Source organism: Thermus thermophilus, assembly GCF_019974155.1.
GTDB lineage: Bacteria > Deinococcota > Deinococci > Deinococcales > Thermaceae > Thermus > Thermus thermophilus_C.
In genome coordinates, this window is sequence record NZ_AP025158.1 from 214,808 (window position 1) to 231,916 (window position 17,109).

Consider the following 17,109-nt stretch of genomic DNA (forward strand, 5'->3'; position numbering starts at 1 on the left):
CCCTAGGAGGTACAGGGGAGGTGAAAGCGTGCGTCAGGGCTACTTCGCCTTGCTCACCGCGGACCCCTTGCGGGGCGCCCTCAACCGGGTGGAGGCCCGGCTTATTGAGGAGGCCCGTGGGGAGGCCCTTTTCCTCATCCCGTACGCCCTGCGGGACCTGGCCGAGGCCTGGCGCCTCGTCTACCGCGACCTGGGCCTCAGGCGGGGCCGGGTGGTCTACCTCCGGCGCCGGGAGGAGGCCTTTGACCCCGAGGTGGCCCGGCGGGTGGCGGAAAGCCCCCTGGTGATCCTCGCCGCCGAGAGCCTGCCGGAGTTCCTGGACCTCATCCGCAACAGCCTCCTCCTGCAGGCCCTCGCCGAGGTCTACCGCCAGGGGGGTGGGGTGGTGGCCGTGGGAGAGGCCACCGGCCTCCTGGGCGAGGCGGCCTTTTACGCCTTGGAAGGCGAGGTCCGGGCGGGGTTCGGCCTCGCCCTCCTCAGGGGGCTCGCCCTCCTTCCCCGGGTGGAGGAGCGGGGGCGGTTTCTGGCCCTTTCCCGCCTGGTGGCGGACAACCCCGACCTCGTGGGGCTCGGCCTTTTGGAAAACACCGCCCTCCGCCTCCTTCGGGGCCTCGGGGAGGTGTGGGCGGGCGGGGTCACCTTGGTGGACGCCGGCGGGGCCGAGTACACGGGCCGGGGCGTCCGCGGCCTGAGGGTGGACGTCCTCTCCACGGGCGAGCGCTTCTCCCTTCCCAGCCTATAATCGGGGCATGCCCTCGGGGCGCGCCCACGAGGCCTTGAACCTGGCGGCGCTGGGCGGCCTGGCTCTGGCCCACCTGGCGGCGGGGGGCTCTCCGGAGGACCCCCGGGCCTGGGCCTTCGGCCTCGCCTACCTGGCGGGCACTTACCTCCTTTCCCCCGATTTGGACCTGGCGGAGCGGGGGGTGAGGGCGAGCCGCCGCTGGGGGGTCCTCGCCGCCTTCTGGCGCCCTTACGGCTGGCTCTTTAGGCACCGGGGCCTCTCCCATACCTGGCTGCTTGGGCCCCTCACCCGGCTCGCCTACCTGGGGGCTTGGGTGGGGTTACTTCTCCTGGTCCTGCGCTGGACTCTGGGCCTACAGGTCTCCCTAGACCTTCCCCCGGAGCTATGGGGCTTCGGCCTGCTCGGCTACTACGCCTCCCAGTGGCTCCACCTCCTCGCGGACGGGATCCGGCCCGACCACGGCCTGAAGCGCCTGCGCCGTCCTCGGTGAGGCCGCTCACCCTCCGCAAACCCTCCTCTGCCATACTGAAGCCATGACCAAATTCTGGACCCTTCTCGTGGCGGGCGCGTTGAGCCTGGCCTTGGCGGTGAAGCCGGGCGAGCCCCTTCCCGGCTTCCTCCTTTGGGACCCCCAGGGCCGGCCCGTGGCCCCGGCGACGATGCCAAAGCCCGCGGTCCTCGTCTTTTGGGCCAGCTGGTGCCCGGTGTGCAAGGCGGAGTTCCCCGGCCTGCACCGGGTGGCGGAGGAGACGGGGGTCCCGTTTTACGTCATCAGCCGGGAGCCCCGGGACACCAGGGAGGTGGTTCTGGAGTACATGAAGGCCTACCCCCGCTTCATCCCCCTTCTGGCCTCGGACCGGGACCGGCCCCACGAGGTGGCGGCCCGGTTCAAGGTTCTGGGCCAGCCCTGGACCTTTGTGGTGGACCGGGAGGGGAAGGTGGTGGCCCTCTTCGCCGGACGGGCGGGCCGGGAGGCCTTGCTAGACGCCCTCCTCCTCGCCGGGGCCGACCTCCCATAGCTCGGCCCGGCGGGCCTCCCCTTCCGGCGAAAGCCTAAGGAGGTGGCTCGCCCCGAGGAGGCGGGGCTCCCCCCACTCCACCAGGCCGAGCCGTGCCCCCTCCAGGGCGGCCTCCAGCTGGCCGAGGAGGAGGGAGGGGTCCTTCAGGCGGTAGAGGTCGGCGTGGACCACGGGCCCCTCGGGGGTGGGGTAGGTGTGGATGAGGGTGTAGGTGGGGCTCGTGACCCGGCCGGGGAAGCCCAGGGCCCGGACGAGGAAGCCCACGAAGGTGGTCTTGCCCGCGCCCAAGGGGCCCTCGAGGGCCACAAGGGCGCCCCAGGGGAGGAGGCCCAGGACCTCCTCCGCCAGGGCCTGGGTGTCCTCGAGGCGCGAAAGCCTGCGCGAAAGAAGGAGCCGCATAAGCGAAACAAGGCCCTTTCGGGCCTCGGTTTGGTGCCGGGGGCGGGACTTGAACCCGCACGCCCTTGCGGGCACCACCCCCTCAAGATGGCGTGTCTACCAGTTCCACCACCCCGGCGTGGGCGCGCCTCAGCGCAAGCACCAGTTTAGCAAAAGGCGCTGCCTTGTCAAGCGCGGGGGCTTGCCTAGTAAATCGCCTTGTACCCCGGAGGGGGCGGGACACCCTCGTCCCGACCTTTGCAAGGCAAGCCCGGAAGGTATTGCCAAGAAAGGGTTTTGCCTGTACACTAGGGCAGTTGAGGGCTCTCAGGGCCAGCCCCTGGCCCTGAGGGTGGACCCCGTGTGGGGCATAACGGAGGGCATTCCCCTCCGGGGGGATCTTGAGAACAAGGGGGCAAGTCCAAAAAGAAGGGAGTGGTGGCACTGCCGACGATCAATCAGCTCGTCCGAAAGGGCCGCGAGAAGGTCCGCAGAAAGAGCAAGGTTCCGGCGCTGAAGGGGGCGCCCTTCCGCCGGGGGGTGTGCACCGTGGTGCGCACCGTCACCCCCAAGAAGCCCAACTCGGCGCTCCGTAAGGTGGCCAAGGTGCGCCTCACCTCCGGCTACGAGGTCACGGCCTACATCCCCGGCGAGGGGCACAACCTTCAGGAGCACTCGGTGGTCCTCATCCGGGGCGGCCGTGTGAAGGACCTGCCGGGCGTGCGCTACCACATCGTGCGCGGGGTCTACGACGCCGCCGGGGTCAAGGACCGAAAGAAGAGCCGCTCCAAGTACGGGACCAAGAGGCCCAAGGAGGCGGCCAAAACCGCGGCCAAGGCCAAGAAGTAGGTGAGCTATGGCACGGAGAAGGAGAGCAGAAGTCCGTCAGCTCCAGCCCGACCTCGTCTACGGGGACGTGCTGGTCACCGCCTTCATCAACAAGATCATGCGGGACGGGAAGAAGAACCTGGCCGCCCGCATCTTCTACGACGCCTGCAAGATCATCCAGGAGAAGACCGGCCAGGAGCCCCTCAAGGTCTTCAAGCAGGCGGTGGAGAACGTCAAGCCCCGGATGGAGGTCCGTTCCCGCCGCGTGGGCGGGGCCAACTACCAGGTCCCCATGGAGGTCTCCCCGAGGCGCCAGCAGTCCCTGGCCTTGAGGTGGCTCGTTCAGGCGGCCAACCAGCGCCCTGAGCGGCGCGCGGCGGTGCGCATCGCCCACGAGCTGATGGACGCCGCCGAGGGTAAGGGCGGGGCGGTGAAGAAGAAGGAGGACGTGGAGCGGATGGCCGAGGCGAACCGGGCCTACGCCCACTACCGGTGGTGAGTATGGCGGTCAAGGTAGAGTACGACCTGAAGAGGCTCCGGAACATCGGCATCGCCGCCCACATCGACGCGGGCAAGACCACCACCACCGAGCGCATCCTTTACTACACAGGCAAGATCCACAAGATCGGCGAGGTCCACGAGGGCACGGCCACCATGGACTTCATGGAGCAGGAGAGGGAGCGCGGCATCACCATCACCGCCGCCGTGACCACCTGCTTCTGGAAGGGCCACCGCATCAACATCATCGACACCCCGGGCCACGTGGACTTCACCATTGAAGTGGAGCGCTCCATGCGGGTCCTGGACGGGGCCATCGTGGTCTTTGACTCCAGCCAGGGGGTAGAGCCCCAGTCCGAGACCGTCTGGCGCCAGGCGGAGAAGTACAAGGTGCCCCGCATCGCCTTCGCCAACAAGATGGACAAGACCGGGGCCGACCTCTGGCTCGTGATCCGCACCATGCAGGAGCGCCTGGGGGCGCGCCCGGTGGTGATGCAGCTCCCCATTGGCCGGGAGGACACCTTCTCGGGGATCATTGACGTCCTCCGGATGAAGGCCTACACCTACGGCAACGACCTGGGCACGGACATCCGCGAGATCCCCATCCCCGAGGAGTACCTGGACCAGGCCCGGGAGTACCACGAGAAGCTCGTGGAGGTGGCCGCCGACTTTGACGAGAACATCATGCTGAAGTACCTCGAGGGCGAGGAGCCCACCGAGGAAGAGCTGGTGGCCGCCATCCGTAAGGGCACCATTGACCTTAAGATCACCCCCGTCTTCCTGGGCTCCGCCCTGAAGAACAAGGGTGTCCAGCTCCTCCTGGACGCGGTGGTGGACTACCTGCCCTGCCCCTTGGACATCCCCCCCATCAAGGGCACCACGCCTGAAGGGGAGGTGGTGGAGATCCACCCCGACCCCGATGGCCCCTTGGCGGCCTTGGCCTTCAAGATCATGGCCGACCCCTACGTGGGCCGCCTCACCTTCATCCGCGTCTACTCCGGGACCCTCACCTCGGGCTCCTACGTCTACAACACCACCAAGGGCCGCAAGGAACGTGTGGCCCGGCTTCTCCGCATGCACGCCAACCACCGGGAGGAGGTGGAGGAGCTCAAGGCGGGCGACCTGGGCGCCGTGGTGGGCCTCAAGGAGACCATCACCGGGGACACCCTGGTGGGCGAGGATGCGCCCCGGGTCATCCTGGAGTCCATTGAGGTGCCCGAGCCCGTGATTGACGTGGCCATTGAGCCCAAGACCAAGGCCGACCAGGAGAAGCTTTCCCAGGCCCTGGCCCGCCTGGCGGAGGAGGACCCCACCTTCCGCGTCTCCACCCATCCCGAGACCGGCCAGACCATCATCTCCGGGATGGGCGAGCTCCACCTGGAGATCATCGTGGACCGGCTCAAGCGGGAGTTCAAGGTGGACGCCAACGTGGGCAAGCCCCAGGTGGCCTACCGGGAGACCATCACCAAGCCGGTGGACGTGGAGGGCAAGTTCATCCGCCAGACCGGCGGCCGCGGCCAGTACGGCCACGTGAAGATCAAGGTGGAGCCCCTCCCCCGTGGCTCGGGCTTTGAGTTCGTCAACGCCATCGTGGGCGGGGTGATCCCCAAGGAGTACATCCCCGCGGTGCAGAAGGGGATTGAGGAGGCCATGCAGTCTGGGCCCCTCATCGGCTTCCCCGTGGTGGACCTCAAGGTCACCCTCTACGACGGCTCCTACCACGAGGTGGACTCCTCCGAGATGGCCTTCAAGATCGCCGGCTCCATGGCCATCAAGGAGGCGGTGCAGAAGGGGGACCCGGTGATCCTCGAGCCCATCATGCGGGTGGAGGTCACCACCCCCGAGGAGTACATGGGCGACGTCATCGGCGACCTGAACGCCCGCCGGGGCCAGATCCTGGGGATGGAGCCCCGGGGCAACGCCCAGGTGATCCGGGCCTTCGTGCCCTTGGCGGAGATGTTCGGCTACGCCACGGACCTGCGCTCCAAGACCCAGGGCCGGGGCTCCTTCGTCATGTTCTTTGACCACTACCAGGAAGTGCCTCGGCAGATCCAGGAGAAGCTCATCAAGGGTCAATAGCGCGGCTTCGGGGTGGGCCTTTTTAGGGCCCACCCCTTCCTTGCGAGGAGGACGGAGATGGCGAAGGGCGAGTTTGTTCGGACGAAGCCTCACGTGAACGTGGGGACGATTGGGCACGTGGACCACGGGAAGACGACGCTGACGGCGGCGTTGACGTATGTAGCGGCGGCGGAGAATCCGAATGTGGAGGTTAAGGACTACGGGGACATTGACAAGGCGCCGGAGGAGCGTGCGCGTGGGATTACGATCAACACGGCGCATGTGGAGTACGAGACGGCGAAGCGGCACTATTCCCACGTGGACTGTCCTGGGCACGCGGACTACATCAAGAACATGATTACGGGTGCTGCGCAGATGGACGGGGCGATTCTTGTGGTGTCGGCGGCGGACGGGCCGATGCCGCAGACGCGGGAGCACATTTTGTTGGCGCGGCAGGTGGGGGTGCCGTACATTGTGGTGTTCATGAACAAGGTGGACATGGTGGACGACCCCGAGTTACTGGACCTGGTGGAGATGGAGGTGCGGGACCTCCTGAACCAGTACGAGTTTCCTGGGGACGAGGTGCCGGTGATTCGGGGGAGCGCGTTGCTTGCGCTTGAGCAGATGCACAAGAATCCTCAGACGAAGCGAGGGGAGAACGAGTGGGTGGACCGGATTTGGGAGTTGTTGGACGCGATTGACGAGTACATTCCCACGCCGGTGCGGGACGTGGACAAGCCGTTCTTGATGCCGGTGGAGGACGTGTTCACCATTACTGGGCGTGGGACGGTGGCCACGGGGCGGATTGAGCGGGGCAAGGTGAAGGTTGGGGACGAGGTGGAGATTGTGGGCCTTGCTCCGGAGACGCGGAGGACGGTGGTGACGGGTGTGGAGATGCACCGGAAGACCTTGCAGGAGGGGATAGCTGGGGACAACGTGGGGGTGCTCCTGCGGGGTGTGAGCCGGGAGGAGGTGGAGCGGGGCCAGGTGTTGGCGAAGCCTGGGAGCATTACGCCGCACACGAAGTTTGAGGCCTCGGTGTATGTTTTGAGGAAGGAGGAGGGTGGGCGGCACACGGGGTTTTTTTCGGGGTACCGTCCGCAGTTTTACTTTCGGACGACGGACGTGACTGGGGTGGTGCGGTTGCCTCCGGGCGTGGAGATGGTGATGCCTGGGGACAACGTGACGTTTACGGTGGAGCTGATCAAGCCGGTGGCGCTGGAGGAGGGTTTGCGGTTTGCCATCCGTGAGGGTGGGCGGACCGTGGGCGCCGGCGTCGTCACCAAGATCCTGGAGTGAGGTGAAGTATGCCCAAGATCCGCATCAAGCTCCGGGGTTTTGATCACAAGACCCTGGACGCCTCGGCCCAGAAGATCGTGGAGGCGGCCCGGCGTTCCGGGGCCCAGGTTTCCGGGCCCATCCCCCTACCCACCCGGGTGCGCCGCTTCACCGTGATCCGGGGGCCCTTCAAGCACAAGGACTCCCGGGAGCACTTTGAGCTGCGCACCCACAACCGGCTTGTGGACATCATCAACCCCAACCGGAAGACCATTGAGCAGCTCATGACCCTGGACCTGCCCACCGGGGTGGAGATTGAGATCAAGACCGTAGGAGGTGGCCGGTGAAGGGCATCTTGGGCGTCAAGGTGGGCATGACCCGCATCTTCCGCGACGACCGCGCCGTCCCCGTCACGGTCATCCTTGCGGGGCCGTGCCCCGTGGTGCAGCGCCGCACCCCGGAGAAGGACGGCTACACCGCGGTGCAGCTGGGCTTCCTTCCCCAAAACCCCAAGCGGGTGAACCGCCCCCTTAAGGGGCACTTCGCCAAGGCCGGGGTGGAGCCCGTGCGCATCCTGCGGGAGATCCGGGACTTTAACCCCGAAGGGGACACGGTCACGGTGGAGATCTTCAAGCCCGGGGAGCGCGTGGACGTGACGGGCACCTCCAAGGGCCGGGGCTTCGCCGGCGTGATGAAGCGCTGGAACTTCGCGGGCGGCCCCGACTCCCACGGCGCCCACAAGATCCACCGCCACCCCGGCTCCATTGGGAACCGCAAGACCCCCGGTCGCGTCTACAAGGGCAAGAAGATGGCGGGCCACTACGGGGCCGAGCGCGTGACGGTCATGAACCTCGAGGTGGTGGACGTCATCCCCGAGGAGAACCTGCTTTTGGTCAAGGGGGCCGTCCCCGGTCCCAACGGCGGCTTGGTCATCGTCCGCGAGACCAAGAAGGCGGCCAAGTGAAGGAGGTAGCGGTGTACCAGATTCCCGTCCTTTCCCCTAACGGCAGGCGCGAGCTTGCCGCCGACCTGCCCGCGGAGATCAACCCCCACCTCCTCTGGGAGGTGGTCCGGTGGCAGCTGGCCAAGCGCCGCCGGGGCACCGCCAGCACCAAGACCCGGGGCGAGGTGGCCTACTCTGGCCGGAAGATCTGGCCGCAGAAGCACACCGGCCGCGCCCGCCACGGCGACATCGGCGCCCCCATCTTCGTGGGCGGCGGCGTGGCCTTCGGCCCCAAGCCCCGGGACTACAGCTACACCCTGCCCAAGAAGGTCCGGAAGAAGGGGCTCGCCATGGCCGTGGCCGACCGGGCCCGGGAAGGCAAGCTCCTCCTCGTGGAGGCGTTTGCCGGGGTCAACGGCAAGACCAAGGAGTTCCTGGCCTGGGCCAAGGAGGCGGGCCTGGACGGCTCCGAGAGCGTCCTCCTGGTGACCGGCAACGAGCTGGTCCGCCGGGCGGCCCGCAACCTGCCCTGGGTGGTGACCCTGGCCCCGGAGGGGCTCAACGTCTACGACATCGTCCGTACGGAGCGGCTGGTCATGGACCTGGACGCTTGGGAGGTCTTCCAGAACCGCATAGGGGGTGAGGCGTGAAGACCGCCTACGACGTGATCCTGGCCCCGGTGCTTTCGGAGAAGGCTTACGCGGGCTTCGCCGAGGGCAAGTACGCCTTCTGGGTGCACCCCAAGGCCACCAAGACCGAGATCAAGAACGCCGTAGAGACGGCCTTCAAGGTCAAGGTGGTCAAGGTGAACACCCTCCACGTGCGGGGCAAGAAGAAGCGGCTTGGGCGCTACCTGGGCAAGCGCCCCGACAGGAAGAAGGCCATCGTTCAGGTGGCCCCCGGGCAGAAGATTGAGGCCCTGGAGGGCCTCATCTAGACCTCGCCGGGAAAGGGAGCCCGGCCCTGATCCGGCAAGGAGGAAGAGGAAATGGCCGTTAAGAAGTTCAAACCTTACACCCCGAGCCGCCGTTTCATGACGGTGGCCGACTTCTCCGAGATCACCAAGACGGAGCCCGAGAAGTCCTTGGTCAAGCCCCTGAAGAAGACGGGGGGGCGGAACAACCAGGGGAGGATCACGGTCCGCTTCCGCGGCGGCGGCCACAAGCGCTTGTACCGCATCATTGACTTCAAGCGCTGGGACAAGGTGGGCATCCCCGCCAAGGTGGCGGCCATTGAGTACGACCCCAACCGCTCGGCCCGCATCGCCCTGCTCCACTACGTGGACGGGGAGAAGCGGTACATCATCGCCCCGGACGGCCTGCAGGTGGGGCAGCAGGTGGTGGCGGGCCCCGATGCCCCCATCAGCGTGGGCAACGCCCTCCCCTTGCGCTTCATCCCCGTGGGCACCGTGGTCCACGCCGTGGAGCTTGAGCCCAAGAAGGGGGCCAAGCTGGCCCGCGCCGCCGGGACCAGCGCCCAGATCCAGGGCAGGGAAGGGGATTACGTGATCCTGCGCCTGCCTTCCGGGGAGCTTAGGAAGGTGCACGGGGAGTGCTACGCCACGGTGGGCGCCGTGGGCAACGCCGACCACAAGAACATCGTCCTGGGCAAGGCGGGCCGCAGCCGCTGGCTCGGCCGCAGGCCCCACGTCCGCGGCGCCGCCATGAACCCGGTGGACCACCCCCACGGCGGCGGCGAGGGCCGGGCGCCCCGGGGACGGCCCCCGGCCTCGCCTTGGGGCTGGCAGACCAAGGGGCTCAAGACCAGGAAGCGGCGTAAGCCTTCCAGCCGCTTCATCATTGCCCGTCGCAAGAAGTGAGGTGAGGTATGCCGCGTAGTCTCAAGAAAGGCGTCTTCGTAGACGACCACCTCCTGGAAAAGGTCCTGGAGCTCAACGCCAAGGGGGAGAAGCGGCTCATCAAGACCTGGAGCCGCCGCTCCACCATCGTGCCCGAGATGGTGGGGCATACCATCGCGGTCTACAACGGCAAGCAGCACGTGCCCGTCTACATCACCGAGAACATGGTGGGGCACAAGCTGGGCGAGTTCGCCCCCACCCGGACCTACCGGGGGCACGGTAAAGAGGCCAAGGCCACCAAGAAGAAGTAGCCATGGAAGCGAAAGCGATCGCCCGATACGTGCGCATCTCCCCGCGGAAGGTCCGCCTGGTGGTGGACCTGATCCGGGGAAAGAGCCTCGAGGAGGCCCGCAACATCCTGCGCTACACCAACAAGCGGGGGGCTTACTTCGTGGCCAAGGTGCTGGAGTCCGCCGCCGCCAACGCGGTCAACAACCACGACATGCTGGAGGACCGGCTTTACGTGAAGGCGGCCTATGTGGACGAGGGCCCCGCCCTGAAGCGGGTGCTTCCCAGGGCCCGGGGCCGGGCGGACATCATCAAGAAGAAGACCAGCCACATCACCGTGATCCTGGGGGAGAAGCATGGGAAATAAGATCCACCCCATCGGTTTCCGGCTCGGCATCACCCGGGACTGGGAGTCCCGCTGGTACGCCGGCAAGAAGCAGTACCGCCACCTGCTCCTCGAGGACCAGAGGATCCGGGGCCTTTTGGAGAAGGAGCTTTACTCGGCGGGCCTCGCCCGGGTGGACATTGAGCGGGCCGCCGACAACGTGGCCGTGACCGTCCACGTGGCCAAGCCCGGGGTGGTCATCGGCCGGGGTGGCGAGCGGATCCGGGTGCTCCGGGAGGAGCTGGCCAAGCTCACCGGCAAGAACGTGGCCCTGAACGTCCAGGAGGTGCAGAACCCCAACCTTTCCGCCCCCCTCGTGGCCCAGCGGGTGGCGGAGCAGATTGAGCGCCGCTTCGCCGTGCGCCGGGCCATCAAGCAGGCGGTCCAGCGGGTCATGGAGTCCGGGGCCAAGGGGGCCAAGGTGATCGTTTCCGGCCGCATTGGCGGGGCCGAGCAGGCGCGCACCGAGTGGGCCGCCCAGGGACGGGTGCCCCTCCACACCCTGCGTGCTAACATAGACTACGGCTTTGCCTTGGCCCGGACCACCTACGGCGTCCTCGGGGTCAAGGCCTACATCTTCCTAGGCGAGGTGATCGGCGGCCAGAAGTCCAAGGCCCGGCCCGAGCTGCCGAAGGCCGAGGAGAGGCCCCGCCGCCGTCGCCCTGCCGTGCGCGTGAAGAAGGAGGAGTGAGCCATGCTGATGCCCAGGCGCATGAAGTACCGCAAGCAGCAGCGGGGGCGGCTTAAGGGCGCCACCAAGGGCGGGGACTACGTGGCCTTCGGCGACTTCGGCCTCGTGGCCCTCGAGCCCGCCTGGATCACGGCTCAGCAGATTGAAGCCGCCCGTGTGGCCATGGTGCGCCACTTCCGCCGCGGCGGGAAGATCTTCATCCGCATCTTCCCCGACAAGCCCTACACGAAGAAGCCCCTGGAGGTGCGGATGGGTAAGGGGAAGGGCAACGTGGAGGGGTACGTGGCCGTGGTGAAGCCCGGCCGGGTCATGTTTGAGGTCGCCGGGGTCACGGAGGAGCAGGCCCTGGAGGCCCTGCGCATCGCGGGCCACAAGCTCCCCATCAAGACCAAGATCGTGAGGAGGGACGCCTACGATGAAGCTCAGTGAGGTGAGGAAGCAGCTGGAGGAGGCCCGGAAGCTCTCCCCTGTGGAGCTGGAGAAGCTCGTGCGGGAGAAGAAGCGGGAGCTCATGGAGCTCCGCTTCCAGGCCTCCATCGGCCAGCTTTCCCAAAACCACAAGATCCGGGACCTCAAGCGCCAGATCGCCAGGCTCCTTACGGTCTTGAACGAGAAGAGGAGGCAGAATGCCTAAGAAGGTCCTGACCGGGGTGGTGGTGAGCGACAAGATGCAGAAGACCGTTACGGTCTTGGTGGAGCGCCAGTTCCCCCACCCCCTCTACGGCAAGGTGATCAAGCGCTCCAAGAAGTACCTGGCCCACGACCCCGAGGAGAAGTACAAGCTGGGGGACGTGGTGGAGATCATTGAGTCCCGGCCCATCTCCAGGCGCAAGCGCTTCCGGGTGCTCCGCCTGGTGGAGTCGGGCCGGATGGACCTGGTGGAAAAGTACCTCATCCGCCGCCAGAACTACCAGAGCCTTTCCAAGCGGGGAGGTAAGGCATGATCCAGCCGCAGACCTACCTTGAGGTGGCCGACAACACCGGGGCCCGGAAGATCATGTGCATCCGGGTGCTCAAGGGCTCCAACGCCAAGTACGCCACCGTGGGGGACGTGATCGTGGCCAGCGTCAAGGAGGCCATCCCCCGGGGGGCGGTCAAGGAAGGGGACGTGGTCAAGGCCGTGGTGGTGCGCACCAAAAAGGAGATCAAGCGCCCCGACGGCTCCGCCATCCGCTTTGACGACAACGCCGCCGTGATCATCAACAACCAGCTGGAGCCCCGCGGCACCCGCGTCTTCGGCCCCGTGGCCCGGGAGCTTCGCGAGAAGGGCTTCATGAAGATCGTCTCCCTGGCGCCGGAGGTGCTCTAATGCGGGTGAAGATGCACGTGAAGAAGGGGGACACGGTTCTCGTGGCCTCCGGCAAGTACAAGGGCCGGGTGGGCAAGGTGAAGGAGGTCTTGCCCAAGAAGTACGCCGTCATCGTGGAGGGGGTCAACATCGTGAAGAAGGCGGTGCGGGTGAGCCCCCAGTACCCCCAGGGCGGCTTCATTGAGAAGGAGGCCCCCCTGCACGCCTCCAAGGTCCGCCCCATCTGCCCCGCCTGCGGCAAGCCCACCCGGGTGCGGAAGAAGTTCCTGGAGAACGGCAAGAAGATCCGGGTCTGCGCCAAGTGCGGCGGGGCCCTGGACAGGGAGGAGTGAGGTATGCCCTTGGACGTGGCCCTTAAGCGCAAGTACTACGAGGAGGTCCGCCCCGAGCTCATCCGCCGCTTTGGCTACCAGAACGTCTGGGAGGTGCCCAGGCTGGAAAAGGTGGTCATCAACCAGGGGCTGGGCGAGGCCAAGGAGGATGCCCGCATCCTGGAGAAGGCGGCCCAGGAGCTCGCCCTCATCACGGGGCAGAAGCCCGCGGTCACCCGGGCCAAGAAGTCCATCTCCAACTTCAAGCTCCGCAAGGGGATGCCCATCGGTCTCCGGGTCACCCTGCGGCGCGACCGGATGTGGATCTTCCTGGAGAAGCTCCTCAACGTGGCCCTCCCCCGCATCCGCGACTTCCGGGGGCTCAACCCCAACAGCTTTGACGGCCGGGGCAACTACAACCTGGGCCTGAGGGAGCAGCTCATCTTCCCGGAGATCACCTACGACATGGTGGACGCCCTGCGGGGCATGGACATCGCGGTGGTGACCACCGCCGAGACCGACGAGGAGGCCCGGGCCCTTTTGGAGCTTTTGGGCTTCCCCTTCCGCAAGTGAGGTTGCGATGGCGAGAAAGGCGCTGATTGAGAAGGCCAAGCGGACCCCTAAGTTCAAGGTGCGGGCTTACACCCGCTGCGTGCGGTGCGGCCGCGCCCGGAGCGTGTACCGCTTCTTCGGGCTCTGCCGGATCTGCCTGCGGGAGCTTGCCCACAAGGGGCAGCTTCCCGGGGTGCGGAAGGCCAGCTGGTAGGCCGTGGTCCGGTCGGGGGGGTTCTCCCGAGACCGCATGGGCCAGGAGTAGCGAAAAAGGAGAGCGGAAATGCTGACGGATCCCATCGCCGACATGCTGACCCGGATCAGGAACGCCACCCGGGTCTACAAGGAGAGCACGGACGTGCCCGCCTCCCGCTTCAAGGAGGAGATCCTGAAGATCCTCGCGCGGGAGGGGTTCATCAAAGGGTACGAGCGGGTGGACGTGGACGGCAAGCCCTACCTGCGGGTCTACCTGAAGTACGGTCCCCGGCGCCAGGGGCCCGACCCCAGGCCGGAGCAGGTGATCCACCACATCCGGCGGATCAGCAAGCCGGGGCGGCGGGTGTACGTGGGGGTCAAGGAGATCCCCCGGGTGCGCCGGGGCCTGGGGATCGCCATCCTCTCCACCTCCAAGGGGGTTCTCACCGACCGTGAGGCCCGGAAGCTGGGCGTGGGCGGCGAGCTCATCTGCGAGGTGTGGTGATGTCTAGGATCGGAAGGCTACCCATTCCCCTACCCAAGGGCGTGAGCGTGGAGGTGGCCCCCGGACGGGTCAAGGTCAAGGGCCCCAAGGGGGAGCTGGAGGTGCCGGTAAGCCCCGAGATGCGGGTGGTGGTGGAGGAGGGCGTGGTCCGGGTGGAGCGGCCCTCCGACGAGCGCCGCCACAAGAGCCTCCACGGCCTGACCCGGACCCTGATCGCCAACGCGGTCAAGGGGGTTTCCGAGGGGTACAGCAAGGAGCTCCTCATCAAGGGCATCGGCTACCGGGCCCGGCTCGTGGGGCGGGCCCTCGAGCTCACCGTGGGCTTCAGCCACCCCGTGGTGGTGGAGCCCCCGGAGGGCATCACCTTTGAGGTGCCCGAGCCTACCCGGGTCCGGGTCTCGGGGATTGACAAGCAGAAGGTGGGGCAGGTGGCCGCCAACATCCGGGCCATCAAGAAGCCCAGCGCCTACCACGAGAAGGGGATCTACTACGCGGGCGAGCCGGTCCGCCTCAAGCCGGGTAAGGCCGGGGCCAAGAAGTAGCGGGGGGAGAGATGGCACGTTTGACCGCTTACGAGCGCCGTAAGTTCCGCGTGCGCAACCGCATTAAGCGCACCGGGAGGCTCCGCCTCTCCGTCTTCCGGAGCCTGAAGCACATCTACGCCCAGATCATTGACGACGAGAAGGGGGTTACCCTGGTGTCCGCCTCCAGCCTGGCCCTGAAGCTCAAGGGCAACAAGACGGAGGTGGCCCGCCAGGTGGGCCGGGCCTTGGCGGAGAAGGCCCTGGCGCTTGGGATCAAGCAGGTGGCCTTTGACCGGGGGCCCTACAAGTACCACGGCCGGGTGAAGGCCCTGGCGGAAGGGGCCCGGGAAGGTGGCCTCGAGTTCTAAGGGAGGAGACCCATGCCGGAGACCGACTTTGAAGAGAAGATGATCCTGGTCCGGCGCACCGCCCGGATGCAGGCGGGCGGGCGCCGCTTCCGCTTCGGCGCTTTGGTGGTGGTGGGCGACCGTCAGGGCCGGGTGGGCCTGGGCTTCGGCAAGGCCCCCGAGGTGCCCCTGGCGGTGCAGAAGGCGGGGTACTACGCCCGCCGCAACATGGTGGAGGTGCCCCTCCAGAACGGCACCATCCCCCACGAGATTGAGGTGGAGTTCGGGGCCTCCAAGATCGTGCTGAAGCCGGCGGCCCCGGGCACGGGGGTGATCGCGGGCGCGGTGCCCCGGGCCATCCTGGAGCTCGCCGGGGTGACCGACATCCTCACCAAGGAGCTCGGGAGCCGCAATCCCATCAACATCGCCTACGCCACCATGGAGGCCCTGCGGCAGCTCAGGACCAAGGCCGACGTGGAGCGGCTCAGGAAGGGGGAGGCCCATGCCCAGGCTCAAGGTTAAGCTGGTGAAGAGCCCCATCGGCTACCCCAAGGACCAGAAGGCGGCCCTCAAGGCCCTGGGGCTTAGGCGGCTCCAGCAGGAGCGGGTCCTCGAGGACACCCCCGCCGTCCGGGGGAACGTGGAGAAGGTGGTGCACCTCGTGCGCGTGGAGGTGGTGGAATGAAGCTTTCCGATCTCAGGCCCAACCCGGGGGCCAACAAGCGGCGCAAGCGGGTGGGCCGGGGCCCGGGCTCCGGCCACGGCAAGACGGCGACCCGCGGGCACAAGGGGCAGAAGTCCCGTTCCGGTGGGGTCAAGGACCCGCGCCGCTTTGAGGGCGGCCGGTCCACGACCCTGATGCGCCTGCCCAAGCGGGGCATGCAAGGGCAGGTGCCCGGGGAGATCAAGCGCCCTCGGTACCAGGGGGTGAACCTTAGGGACCTCGCCCGCTTTGAGGGCGAGGTCACCCCGGAGCTTCTGGTCCGTGCGGGCATCCTGAAGAAGGGGTACCGCCTCAAGATCCTGGGGGAGGGCGAGGCCAAGCCCCTCAAGGTGGTGGCCCACGCCTTCTCCAAAAGCGCCCTGGAGAAGCTGAAGGCCGCGGGCGGGGAGCCGGTCCTCCTGGAGGCCTGAGATGCTCAAGGCCTTCTGGAGCGCCCTGCAGATCCCCGAGCTCCGCCAGCGGGTGCTCTTCACCCTCCTCGTCCTCGCCGCCTACCGCCTCGGGGCCTTCATCCCCACCCCGGGGGTGGACCTGGACAAGATCCAGGAGTTCCTGCGCACGGCCCAAGGCGGGGTCTTCGGCATCATCAACCTCTTCTCCGGGGGCAACTTTGAGCGTTTCTCCATCTTCGCCCTGGGCATCATGCCCTACATCACCGCGGCCATCATCATGCAGATCCTGGTCACGGTGGTGCCGGCCCTGGAGAAGCTCTCCAAGGAGGGGGAGGAGGGGCGGCGCATCCTCAACCAGTACACCCGCATCGGGGGCATCGCCCTGGGCGCCTTCCAGGGGTTCTTCCTGGCCACGGCCTTTTTGGGGGCCGAAGGGGGCCGCTTCCTCCTCCCGGGCTGGTCCCCCGGCCCCTTCTTCTGGTTCGTGGTGGTGGTGACCCAGGTGGCGGGCATCGCCCTCCTCCTGTGGATGGCGGAGCGCATCACCGAGTACGGCATCGGCAACGGCACGAGCCTCATCATCTTCGCCGGGATCGTGGTGGAATGGCTTCCCCAGATCCTACGCACCATCGGCCTCATCCGCACCGGGGAGGTCAACCTGGTGGCCTTCCTCTTCTTCCTGGCCTTCATCGTCCTGGCCTTCGCCGGCATGGCCGCCGTCCAGCAGGCCGAGCGCAGGATCCCCGTCCAGTACGCCCGCAAAGTGGTGGGGCGCAGGGTCTACGGGGGCCAGGCCACCTACATCCCCATCAAGCTCAACGCCGCCGGGGTGATCCCCATCATCTTCGCCGCGGCCATCCTGCAGATCCCCATCTTCCTGGCCGCCCCCTTCCAGGACAACCCCGTGCTGCAGAGCATCGCCAACTTTTTCAACCCCACCCGGCCTTCGGGACTCTTCCTAGAGGTCCTCCTCGTCATCTTCTTCACCTACGTCTACACCGCCGTCCAGTTTGACCCCAAGCGCATCGCCGAGTCCCTGCGGGAGTACGGGGGGTTCATCCCGGGGATCCGCCCGGGCGAGCCCACGGTGAAGTTCCTGGAGCACATCGTTTCCCGTCTCACCCTCTGGGGGGCCCTCTTCCTCGGGCTCGTGACCCTCCTTCCCCAGATCATCCAGAACCTCACCGGCATCCAAAGCATCGCCTTCTCGGGCATCGGCCTCCTCATCGTGGTGGGCGTGGCCTTGGACACCCTGAGGCAGGTGGAGAGCCAGCTTATGCTCAGGAGCTACGAGGGCTTCCTCTCCCGCGGGCGCCTGCGGGGGCGGAACCGGTAGGGTAGGAG

General features: G+C 67.1%; 30 protein-coding genes and 1 tRNA gene. 29 read left to right on the plus strand and 2 right to left on the minus strand.

The genetic code is table 11. The features are described 5' to 3' along the window. Positions 1-28 precede the first annotated feature (28 nt). Genes TthTMY_RS01235 through TthTMY_RS01245 form a run of 3 tightly spaced genes read left to right on the plus strand, consistent with a single transcriptional unit; the run spans position 29 to position 1,761 of the window. Positions 29-742, plus strand: a complete 714-nt coding sequence (locus tag TthTMY_RS01235) for a cyanophycinase (protein ID WP_172844664.1) — start codon at positions 29-31, stop codon at positions 740-742. 7 nt (positions 743-749) lie between these two features. Further along, positions 750-1,232, plus strand: a complete 483-nt coding sequence (locus TthTMY_RS01240; protein WP_223903340.1) for a metal-binding protein — start codon at positions 750-752, stop codon at positions 1,230-1,232. A gap of 43 nt (positions 1,233-1,275) precedes the next feature. Continuing rightward, a complete protein-coding gene (locus tag TthTMY_RS01245; RefSeq protein WP_096411624.1) occupies positions 1,276-1,761 on the plus strand; it encodes a TlpA family protein disulfide reductase in 486 nt (161 codons plus the stop codon). Here TthTMY_RS01245 and tsaE read toward each other — a convergent pair. Both tsaE and TthTMY_RS01255 read right to left on the minus strand, forming a co-directional pair. Continuing rightward, positions 1,723-2,160 carry a tRNA (adenosine(37)-N6)-threonylcarbamoyltransferase complex ATPase subunit type 1 TsaE gene (gene tsaE, locus TthTMY_RS01250; protein WP_172844665.1) on the minus strand — a complete coding sequence of 146 codons (438 nt, stop codon included), beginning with the start codon at positions 2,158-2,160 and terminating at the stop codon, positions 1,723-1,725. The genes TthTMY_RS01245 and tsaE overlap by 39 nt on opposite strands. 31 nt (positions 2,161-2,191) lie before the next feature. Next, positions 2,192-2,278 (minus strand) — tRNA-Leu (locus TthTMY_RS01255). A 305-nt stretch (positions 2,279-2,583) separates the two neighbouring features. On the opposite strand from TthTMY_RS01255, the gene rpsL reads away from it, so the two are divergent. The 26 genes from rpsL (at position 2,584) to secY (ending at position 17,101) form a co-directional block, all read left to right on the plus strand. Continuing rightward, on the plus strand, positions 2,584-2,988 hold the full coding sequence (rpsL, locus tag TthTMY_RS01260) for a 30S ribosomal protein S12 (RefSeq protein ID WP_172844698.1): 405 nt from the start codon (positions 2,584-2,586) through the stop codon (positions 2,986-2,988). A gap of 7 nt (positions 2,989-2,995) precedes the next feature. Continuing rightward, positions 2,996-3,466 carry a 30S ribosomal protein S7 gene (gene rpsG / locus TthTMY_RS01265; RefSeq protein ID WP_008633429.1) on the plus strand — a complete coding sequence of 157 codons (471 nt, stop codon included), beginning with the start codon at positions 2,996-2,998 and terminating at the stop codon, positions 3,464-3,466. Positions 3,467-3,468: 2 nt separating this feature from the next. Continuing rightward, positions 3,469-5,544 (plus strand): elongation factor G, encoded by a 2,076-nt coding sequence (gene fusA / locus TthTMY_RS01270; RefSeq protein ID WP_096411629.1) that lies wholly within the window; start codon positions 3,469-3,471, stop codon positions 5,542-5,544. Positions 5,545-5,601: 57 nt separating this feature from the next. Beyond that, entirely contained in the window at positions 5,602-6,822 is a 1,221-nt protein-coding gene (tuf, locus tag TthTMY_RS01275) for an elongation factor Tu (protein ID WP_096411492.1), read from the plus strand. An 8-nt stretch (positions 6,823-6,830) separates the two neighbouring features. Continuing rightward, the gene (gene rpsJ, locus TthTMY_RS01280; RefSeq protein ID WP_008633424.1) at positions 6,831-7,148 is read left to right on the plus strand and encodes a 30S ribosomal protein S10; all 318 of its coding nucleotides are present in this window, start codon (positions 6,831-6,833) and stop codon (positions 7,146-7,148) included. After that, positions 7,145-7,765, plus strand: coding sequence for a 50S ribosomal protein L3 (gene rplC, locus TthTMY_RS01285; RefSeq protein WP_011173714.1), 621 nt, complete (start codon positions 7,145-7,147; stop codon positions 7,763-7,765). The genes rpsJ and rplC overlap by 4 nt, the downstream gene beginning before the upstream one ends. An 11-nt stretch (positions 7,766-7,776) precedes the next feature. Continuing rightward, positions 7,777-8,394 carry a 50S ribosomal protein L4 gene (gene rplD / locus TthTMY_RS01290; protein WP_096413075.1) on the plus strand — a complete coding sequence of 206 codons (618 nt, stop codon included), beginning with the start codon at positions 7,777-7,779 and terminating at the stop codon, positions 8,392-8,394. Further along, complete coding sequence (locus tag TthTMY_RS01295; protein WP_096411630.1) at positions 8,391-8,681, plus strand: 50S ribosomal protein L23; 291 nt, start codon at positions 8,391-8,393, stop codon at positions 8,679-8,681. Before rplD ends, TthTMY_RS01295 begins: the two co-directional genes overlap by 4 nt. A 51-nt stretch (positions 8,682-8,732) precedes the next feature. Then, positions 8,733-9,563: a 50S ribosomal protein L2 gene (rplB, locus tag TthTMY_RS01300; protein WP_096411632.1), complete on the plus strand. Its 831-nt coding sequence runs from the start codon at positions 8,733-8,735 to the stop codon at positions 9,561-9,563. An 8-nt stretch (positions 9,564-9,571) separates the two neighbouring features. Beyond that, the gene (gene rpsS, locus TthTMY_RS01305) at positions 9,572-9,853 is read left to right on the plus strand and encodes a 30S ribosomal protein S19 (protein ID WP_011173711.1); all 282 of its coding nucleotides are present in this window, start codon (positions 9,572-9,574) and stop codon (positions 9,851-9,853) included. Between the two features lie 2 nt (positions 9,854-9,855). Continuing rightward, a complete protein-coding gene (gene rplV / locus TthTMY_RS01310; RefSeq protein ID WP_008633419.1) occupies positions 9,856-10,197 on the plus strand; it encodes a 50S ribosomal protein L22 in 342 nt (113 codons plus the stop codon). Further along, positions 10,187-10,906 (plus strand): 30S ribosomal protein S3, encoded by a 720-nt coding sequence (gene rpsC, locus TthTMY_RS01315; RefSeq protein ID WP_096411634.1) that lies wholly within the window; start codon positions 10,187-10,189, stop codon positions 10,904-10,906. The genes rplV and rpsC overlap by 11 nt, the downstream gene beginning before the upstream one ends. Before the next feature lie 3 nt (positions 10,907-10,909). Further along, positions 10,910-11,335 carry a 50S ribosomal protein L16 gene (gene rplP, locus TthTMY_RS01320; protein ID WP_096411636.1) on the plus strand — a complete coding sequence of 142 codons (426 nt, stop codon included), beginning with the start codon at positions 10,910-10,912 and terminating at the stop codon, positions 11,333-11,335. After that, entirely contained in the window at positions 11,322-11,540 is a 219-nt protein-coding gene (gene rpmC, locus TthTMY_RS01325; protein ID WP_008633416.1) for a 50S ribosomal protein L29, read from the plus strand. The genes rplP and rpmC overlap by 14 nt, the downstream gene beginning before the upstream one ends. Then, positions 11,533-11,850 carry a 30S ribosomal protein S17 gene (gene rpsQ / locus TthTMY_RS01330; protein WP_096411637.1) on the plus strand — a complete coding sequence of 106 codons (318 nt, stop codon included), beginning with the start codon at positions 11,533-11,535 and terminating at the stop codon, positions 11,848-11,850. The genes rpmC and rpsQ overlap by 8 nt, the downstream gene beginning before the upstream one ends. Further along, positions 11,847-12,215, plus strand: a complete 369-nt coding sequence (rplN, locus tag TthTMY_RS01335; RefSeq protein WP_011228844.1) for a 50S ribosomal protein L14 — start codon at positions 11,847-11,849, stop codon at positions 12,213-12,215. The genes rpsQ and rplN overlap by 4 nt, the downstream gene beginning before the upstream one ends. After that, positions 12,215-12,547 (plus strand): 50S ribosomal protein L24, encoded by a 333-nt coding sequence (gene rplX / locus TthTMY_RS01340; RefSeq protein ID WP_096411639.1) that lies wholly within the window; start codon positions 12,215-12,217, stop codon positions 12,545-12,547. The genes rplN and rplX overlap by 1 nt, the downstream gene beginning before the upstream one ends. Positions 12,548-12,550: 3 nt before the next feature. Next, on the plus strand, positions 12,551-13,099 hold the full coding sequence (gene rplE, locus TthTMY_RS01345; RefSeq protein ID WP_011228843.1) for a 50S ribosomal protein L5: 549 nt from the start codon (positions 12,551-12,553) through the stop codon (positions 13,097-13,099). A gap of 7 nt (positions 13,100-13,106) precedes the next feature. After that, positions 13,107-13,292 (plus strand): type Z 30S ribosomal protein S14, encoded by a 186-nt coding sequence (locus tag TthTMY_RS01350; RefSeq protein WP_008633399.1) that lies wholly within the window; start codon positions 13,107-13,109, stop codon positions 13,290-13,292. Positions 13,293-13,361: 69 nt separating this feature from the next. Beyond that, positions 13,362-13,778: a 30S ribosomal protein S8 gene (gene rpsH, locus TthTMY_RS01355; RefSeq protein WP_014629065.1), complete on the plus strand. Its 417-nt coding sequence runs from the start codon at positions 13,362-13,364 to the stop codon at positions 13,776-13,778. Continuing rightward, positions 13,778-14,320 (plus strand): 50S ribosomal protein L6, encoded by a 543-nt coding sequence (gene rplF / locus TthTMY_RS01360; protein WP_096411641.1) that lies wholly within the window; start codon positions 13,778-13,780, stop codon positions 14,318-14,320. The genes rpsH and rplF overlap by 1 nt, the downstream gene beginning before the upstream one ends. An 11-nt stretch (positions 14,321-14,331) precedes the next feature. Further along, positions 14,332-14,670, plus strand: a complete 339-nt coding sequence (gene rplR / locus TthTMY_RS01365; RefSeq protein ID WP_008633391.1) for a 50S ribosomal protein L18 — start codon at positions 14,332-14,334, stop codon at positions 14,668-14,670. A gap of 12 nt (positions 14,671-14,682) precedes the next feature. Continuing rightward, positions 14,683-15,171, plus strand: a complete 489-nt coding sequence (rpsE, locus tag TthTMY_RS01370; protein WP_096411643.1) for a 30S ribosomal protein S5 — start codon at positions 14,683-14,685, stop codon at positions 15,169-15,171. Continuing rightward, on the plus strand, positions 15,152-15,334 hold the full coding sequence (gene rpmD, locus TthTMY_RS01375; RefSeq protein WP_096411644.1) for a 50S ribosomal protein L30: 183 nt from the start codon (positions 15,152-15,154) through the stop codon (positions 15,332-15,334). Before rpsE ends, rpmD begins: the two co-directional genes overlap by 20 nt. After that, on the plus strand, positions 15,331-15,783 hold the full coding sequence (gene rplO / locus TthTMY_RS01380) for a 50S ribosomal protein L15 (protein WP_096411646.1): 453 nt from the start codon (positions 15,331-15,333) through the stop codon (positions 15,781-15,783). Before rpmD ends, rplO begins: the two co-directional genes overlap by 4 nt. 1 nt (position 15,784) lies before the next feature. Further along, complete coding sequence (gene secY, locus TthTMY_RS01385) at positions 15,785-17,101, plus strand: preprotein translocase subunit SecY (protein WP_096411648.1); 1,317 nt, start codon at positions 15,785-15,787, stop codon at positions 17,099-17,101. Positions 17,102-17,109 lie beyond the last annotated feature (8 nt).

Coding starts and splice junctions, on each gene's coding strand:
- TthTMY_RS01240 (WP_223903340.1), top strand. CDS start 750: ATGCCCTCGGGGCGCGCCCACGAGGCCTTGAACCTGGCGGCGCTGGGC.
- TthTMY_RS01245 (WP_096411624.1), top strand. CDS start 1,276: ATGACCAAATTCTGGACCCTTCTCGTGGCGGGCGCGTTGAGCCTGGCC.
- tsaE (WP_172844665.1), bottom strand. CDS start 2,160: ATGCGGCTCCTTCTTTCGCGCAGGCTTTCGCGCCTCGAGGACACCCAG.
- rpsG (WP_008633429.1), top strand. CDS start 2,996: ATGGCACGGAGAAGGAGAGCAGAAGTCCGTCAGCTCCAGCCCGACCTC.
- fusA (WP_096411629.1), top strand. CDS start 3,469: ATGGCGGTCAAGGTAGAGTACGACCTGAAGAGGCTCCGGAACATCGGC.
- tuf (WP_096411492.1), top strand. CDS start 5,602: ATGGCGAAGGGCGAGTTTGTTCGGACGAAGCCTCACGTGAACGTGGGG.
- rpsJ (WP_008633424.1), top strand. CDS start 6,831: ATGCCCAAGATCCGCATCAAGCTCCGGGGTTTTGATCACAAGACCCTG.
- rplB (WP_096411632.1), top strand. CDS start 8,733: ATGGCCGTTAAGAAGTTCAAACCTTACACCCCGAGCCGCCGTTTCATG.
- rpsS (WP_011173711.1), top strand. CDS start 9,572: ATGCCGCGTAGTCTCAAGAAAGGCGTCTTCGTAGACGACCACCTCCTG.
- rplV (WP_008633419.1), top strand. CDS start 9,856: ATGGAAGCGAAAGCGATCGCCCGATACGTGCGCATCTCCCCGCGGAAG.
- rpsC (WP_096411634.1), top strand. CDS start 10,187: ATGGGAAATAAGATCCACCCCATCGGTTTCCGGCTCGGCATCACCCGG.
- rplP (WP_096411636.1), top strand. CDS start 10,910: ATGCTGATGCCCAGGCGCATGAAGTACCGCAAGCAGCAGCGGGGGCGG.
- rpmC (WP_008633416.1), top strand. CDS start 11,322: ATGAAGCTCAGTGAGGTGAGGAAGCAGCTGGAGGAGGCCCGGAAGCTC.
- rpsQ (WP_096411637.1), top strand. CDS start 11,533: ATGCCTAAGAAGGTCCTGACCGGGGTGGTGGTGAGCGACAAGATGCAG.
- rplN (WP_011228844.1), top strand. CDS start 11,847: ATGATCCAGCCGCAGACCTACCTTGAGGTGGCCGACAACACCGGGGCC.
- rplX (WP_096411639.1), top strand. CDS start 12,215: ATGCGGGTGAAGATGCACGTGAAGAAGGGGGACACGGTTCTCGTGGCC.
- rplE (WP_011228843.1), top strand. CDS start 12,551: ATGCCCTTGGACGTGGCCCTTAAGCGCAAGTACTACGAGGAGGTCCGC.
- TthTMY_RS01350 (WP_008633399.1), top strand. CDS start 13,107: ATGGCGAGAAAGGCGCTGATTGAGAAGGCCAAGCGGACCCCTAAGTTC.
- rpsH (WP_014629065.1), top strand. CDS start 13,362: ATGCTGACGGATCCCATCGCCGACATGCTGACCCGGATCAGGAACGCC.
- rplF (WP_096411641.1), top strand. CDS start 13,778: ATGTCTAGGATCGGAAGGCTACCCATTCCCCTACCCAAGGGCGTGAGC.
- rplR (WP_008633391.1), top strand. CDS start 14,332: ATGGCACGTTTGACCGCTTACGAGCGCCGTAAGTTCCGCGTGCGCAAC.
- rpsE (WP_096411643.1), top strand. CDS start 14,683: ATGCCGGAGACCGACTTTGAAGAGAAGATGATCCTGGTCCGGCGCACC.
- rpmD (WP_096411644.1), top strand. CDS start 15,152: ATGCCCAGGCTCAAGGTTAAGCTGGTGAAGAGCCCCATCGGCTACCCC.
- rplO (WP_096411646.1), top strand. CDS start 15,331: ATGAAGCTTTCCGATCTCAGGCCCAACCCGGGGGCCAACAAGCGGCGC.
- secY (WP_096411648.1), top strand. CDS start 15,785: ATGCTCAAGGCCTTCTGGAGCGCCCTGCAGATCCCCGAGCTCCGCCAG.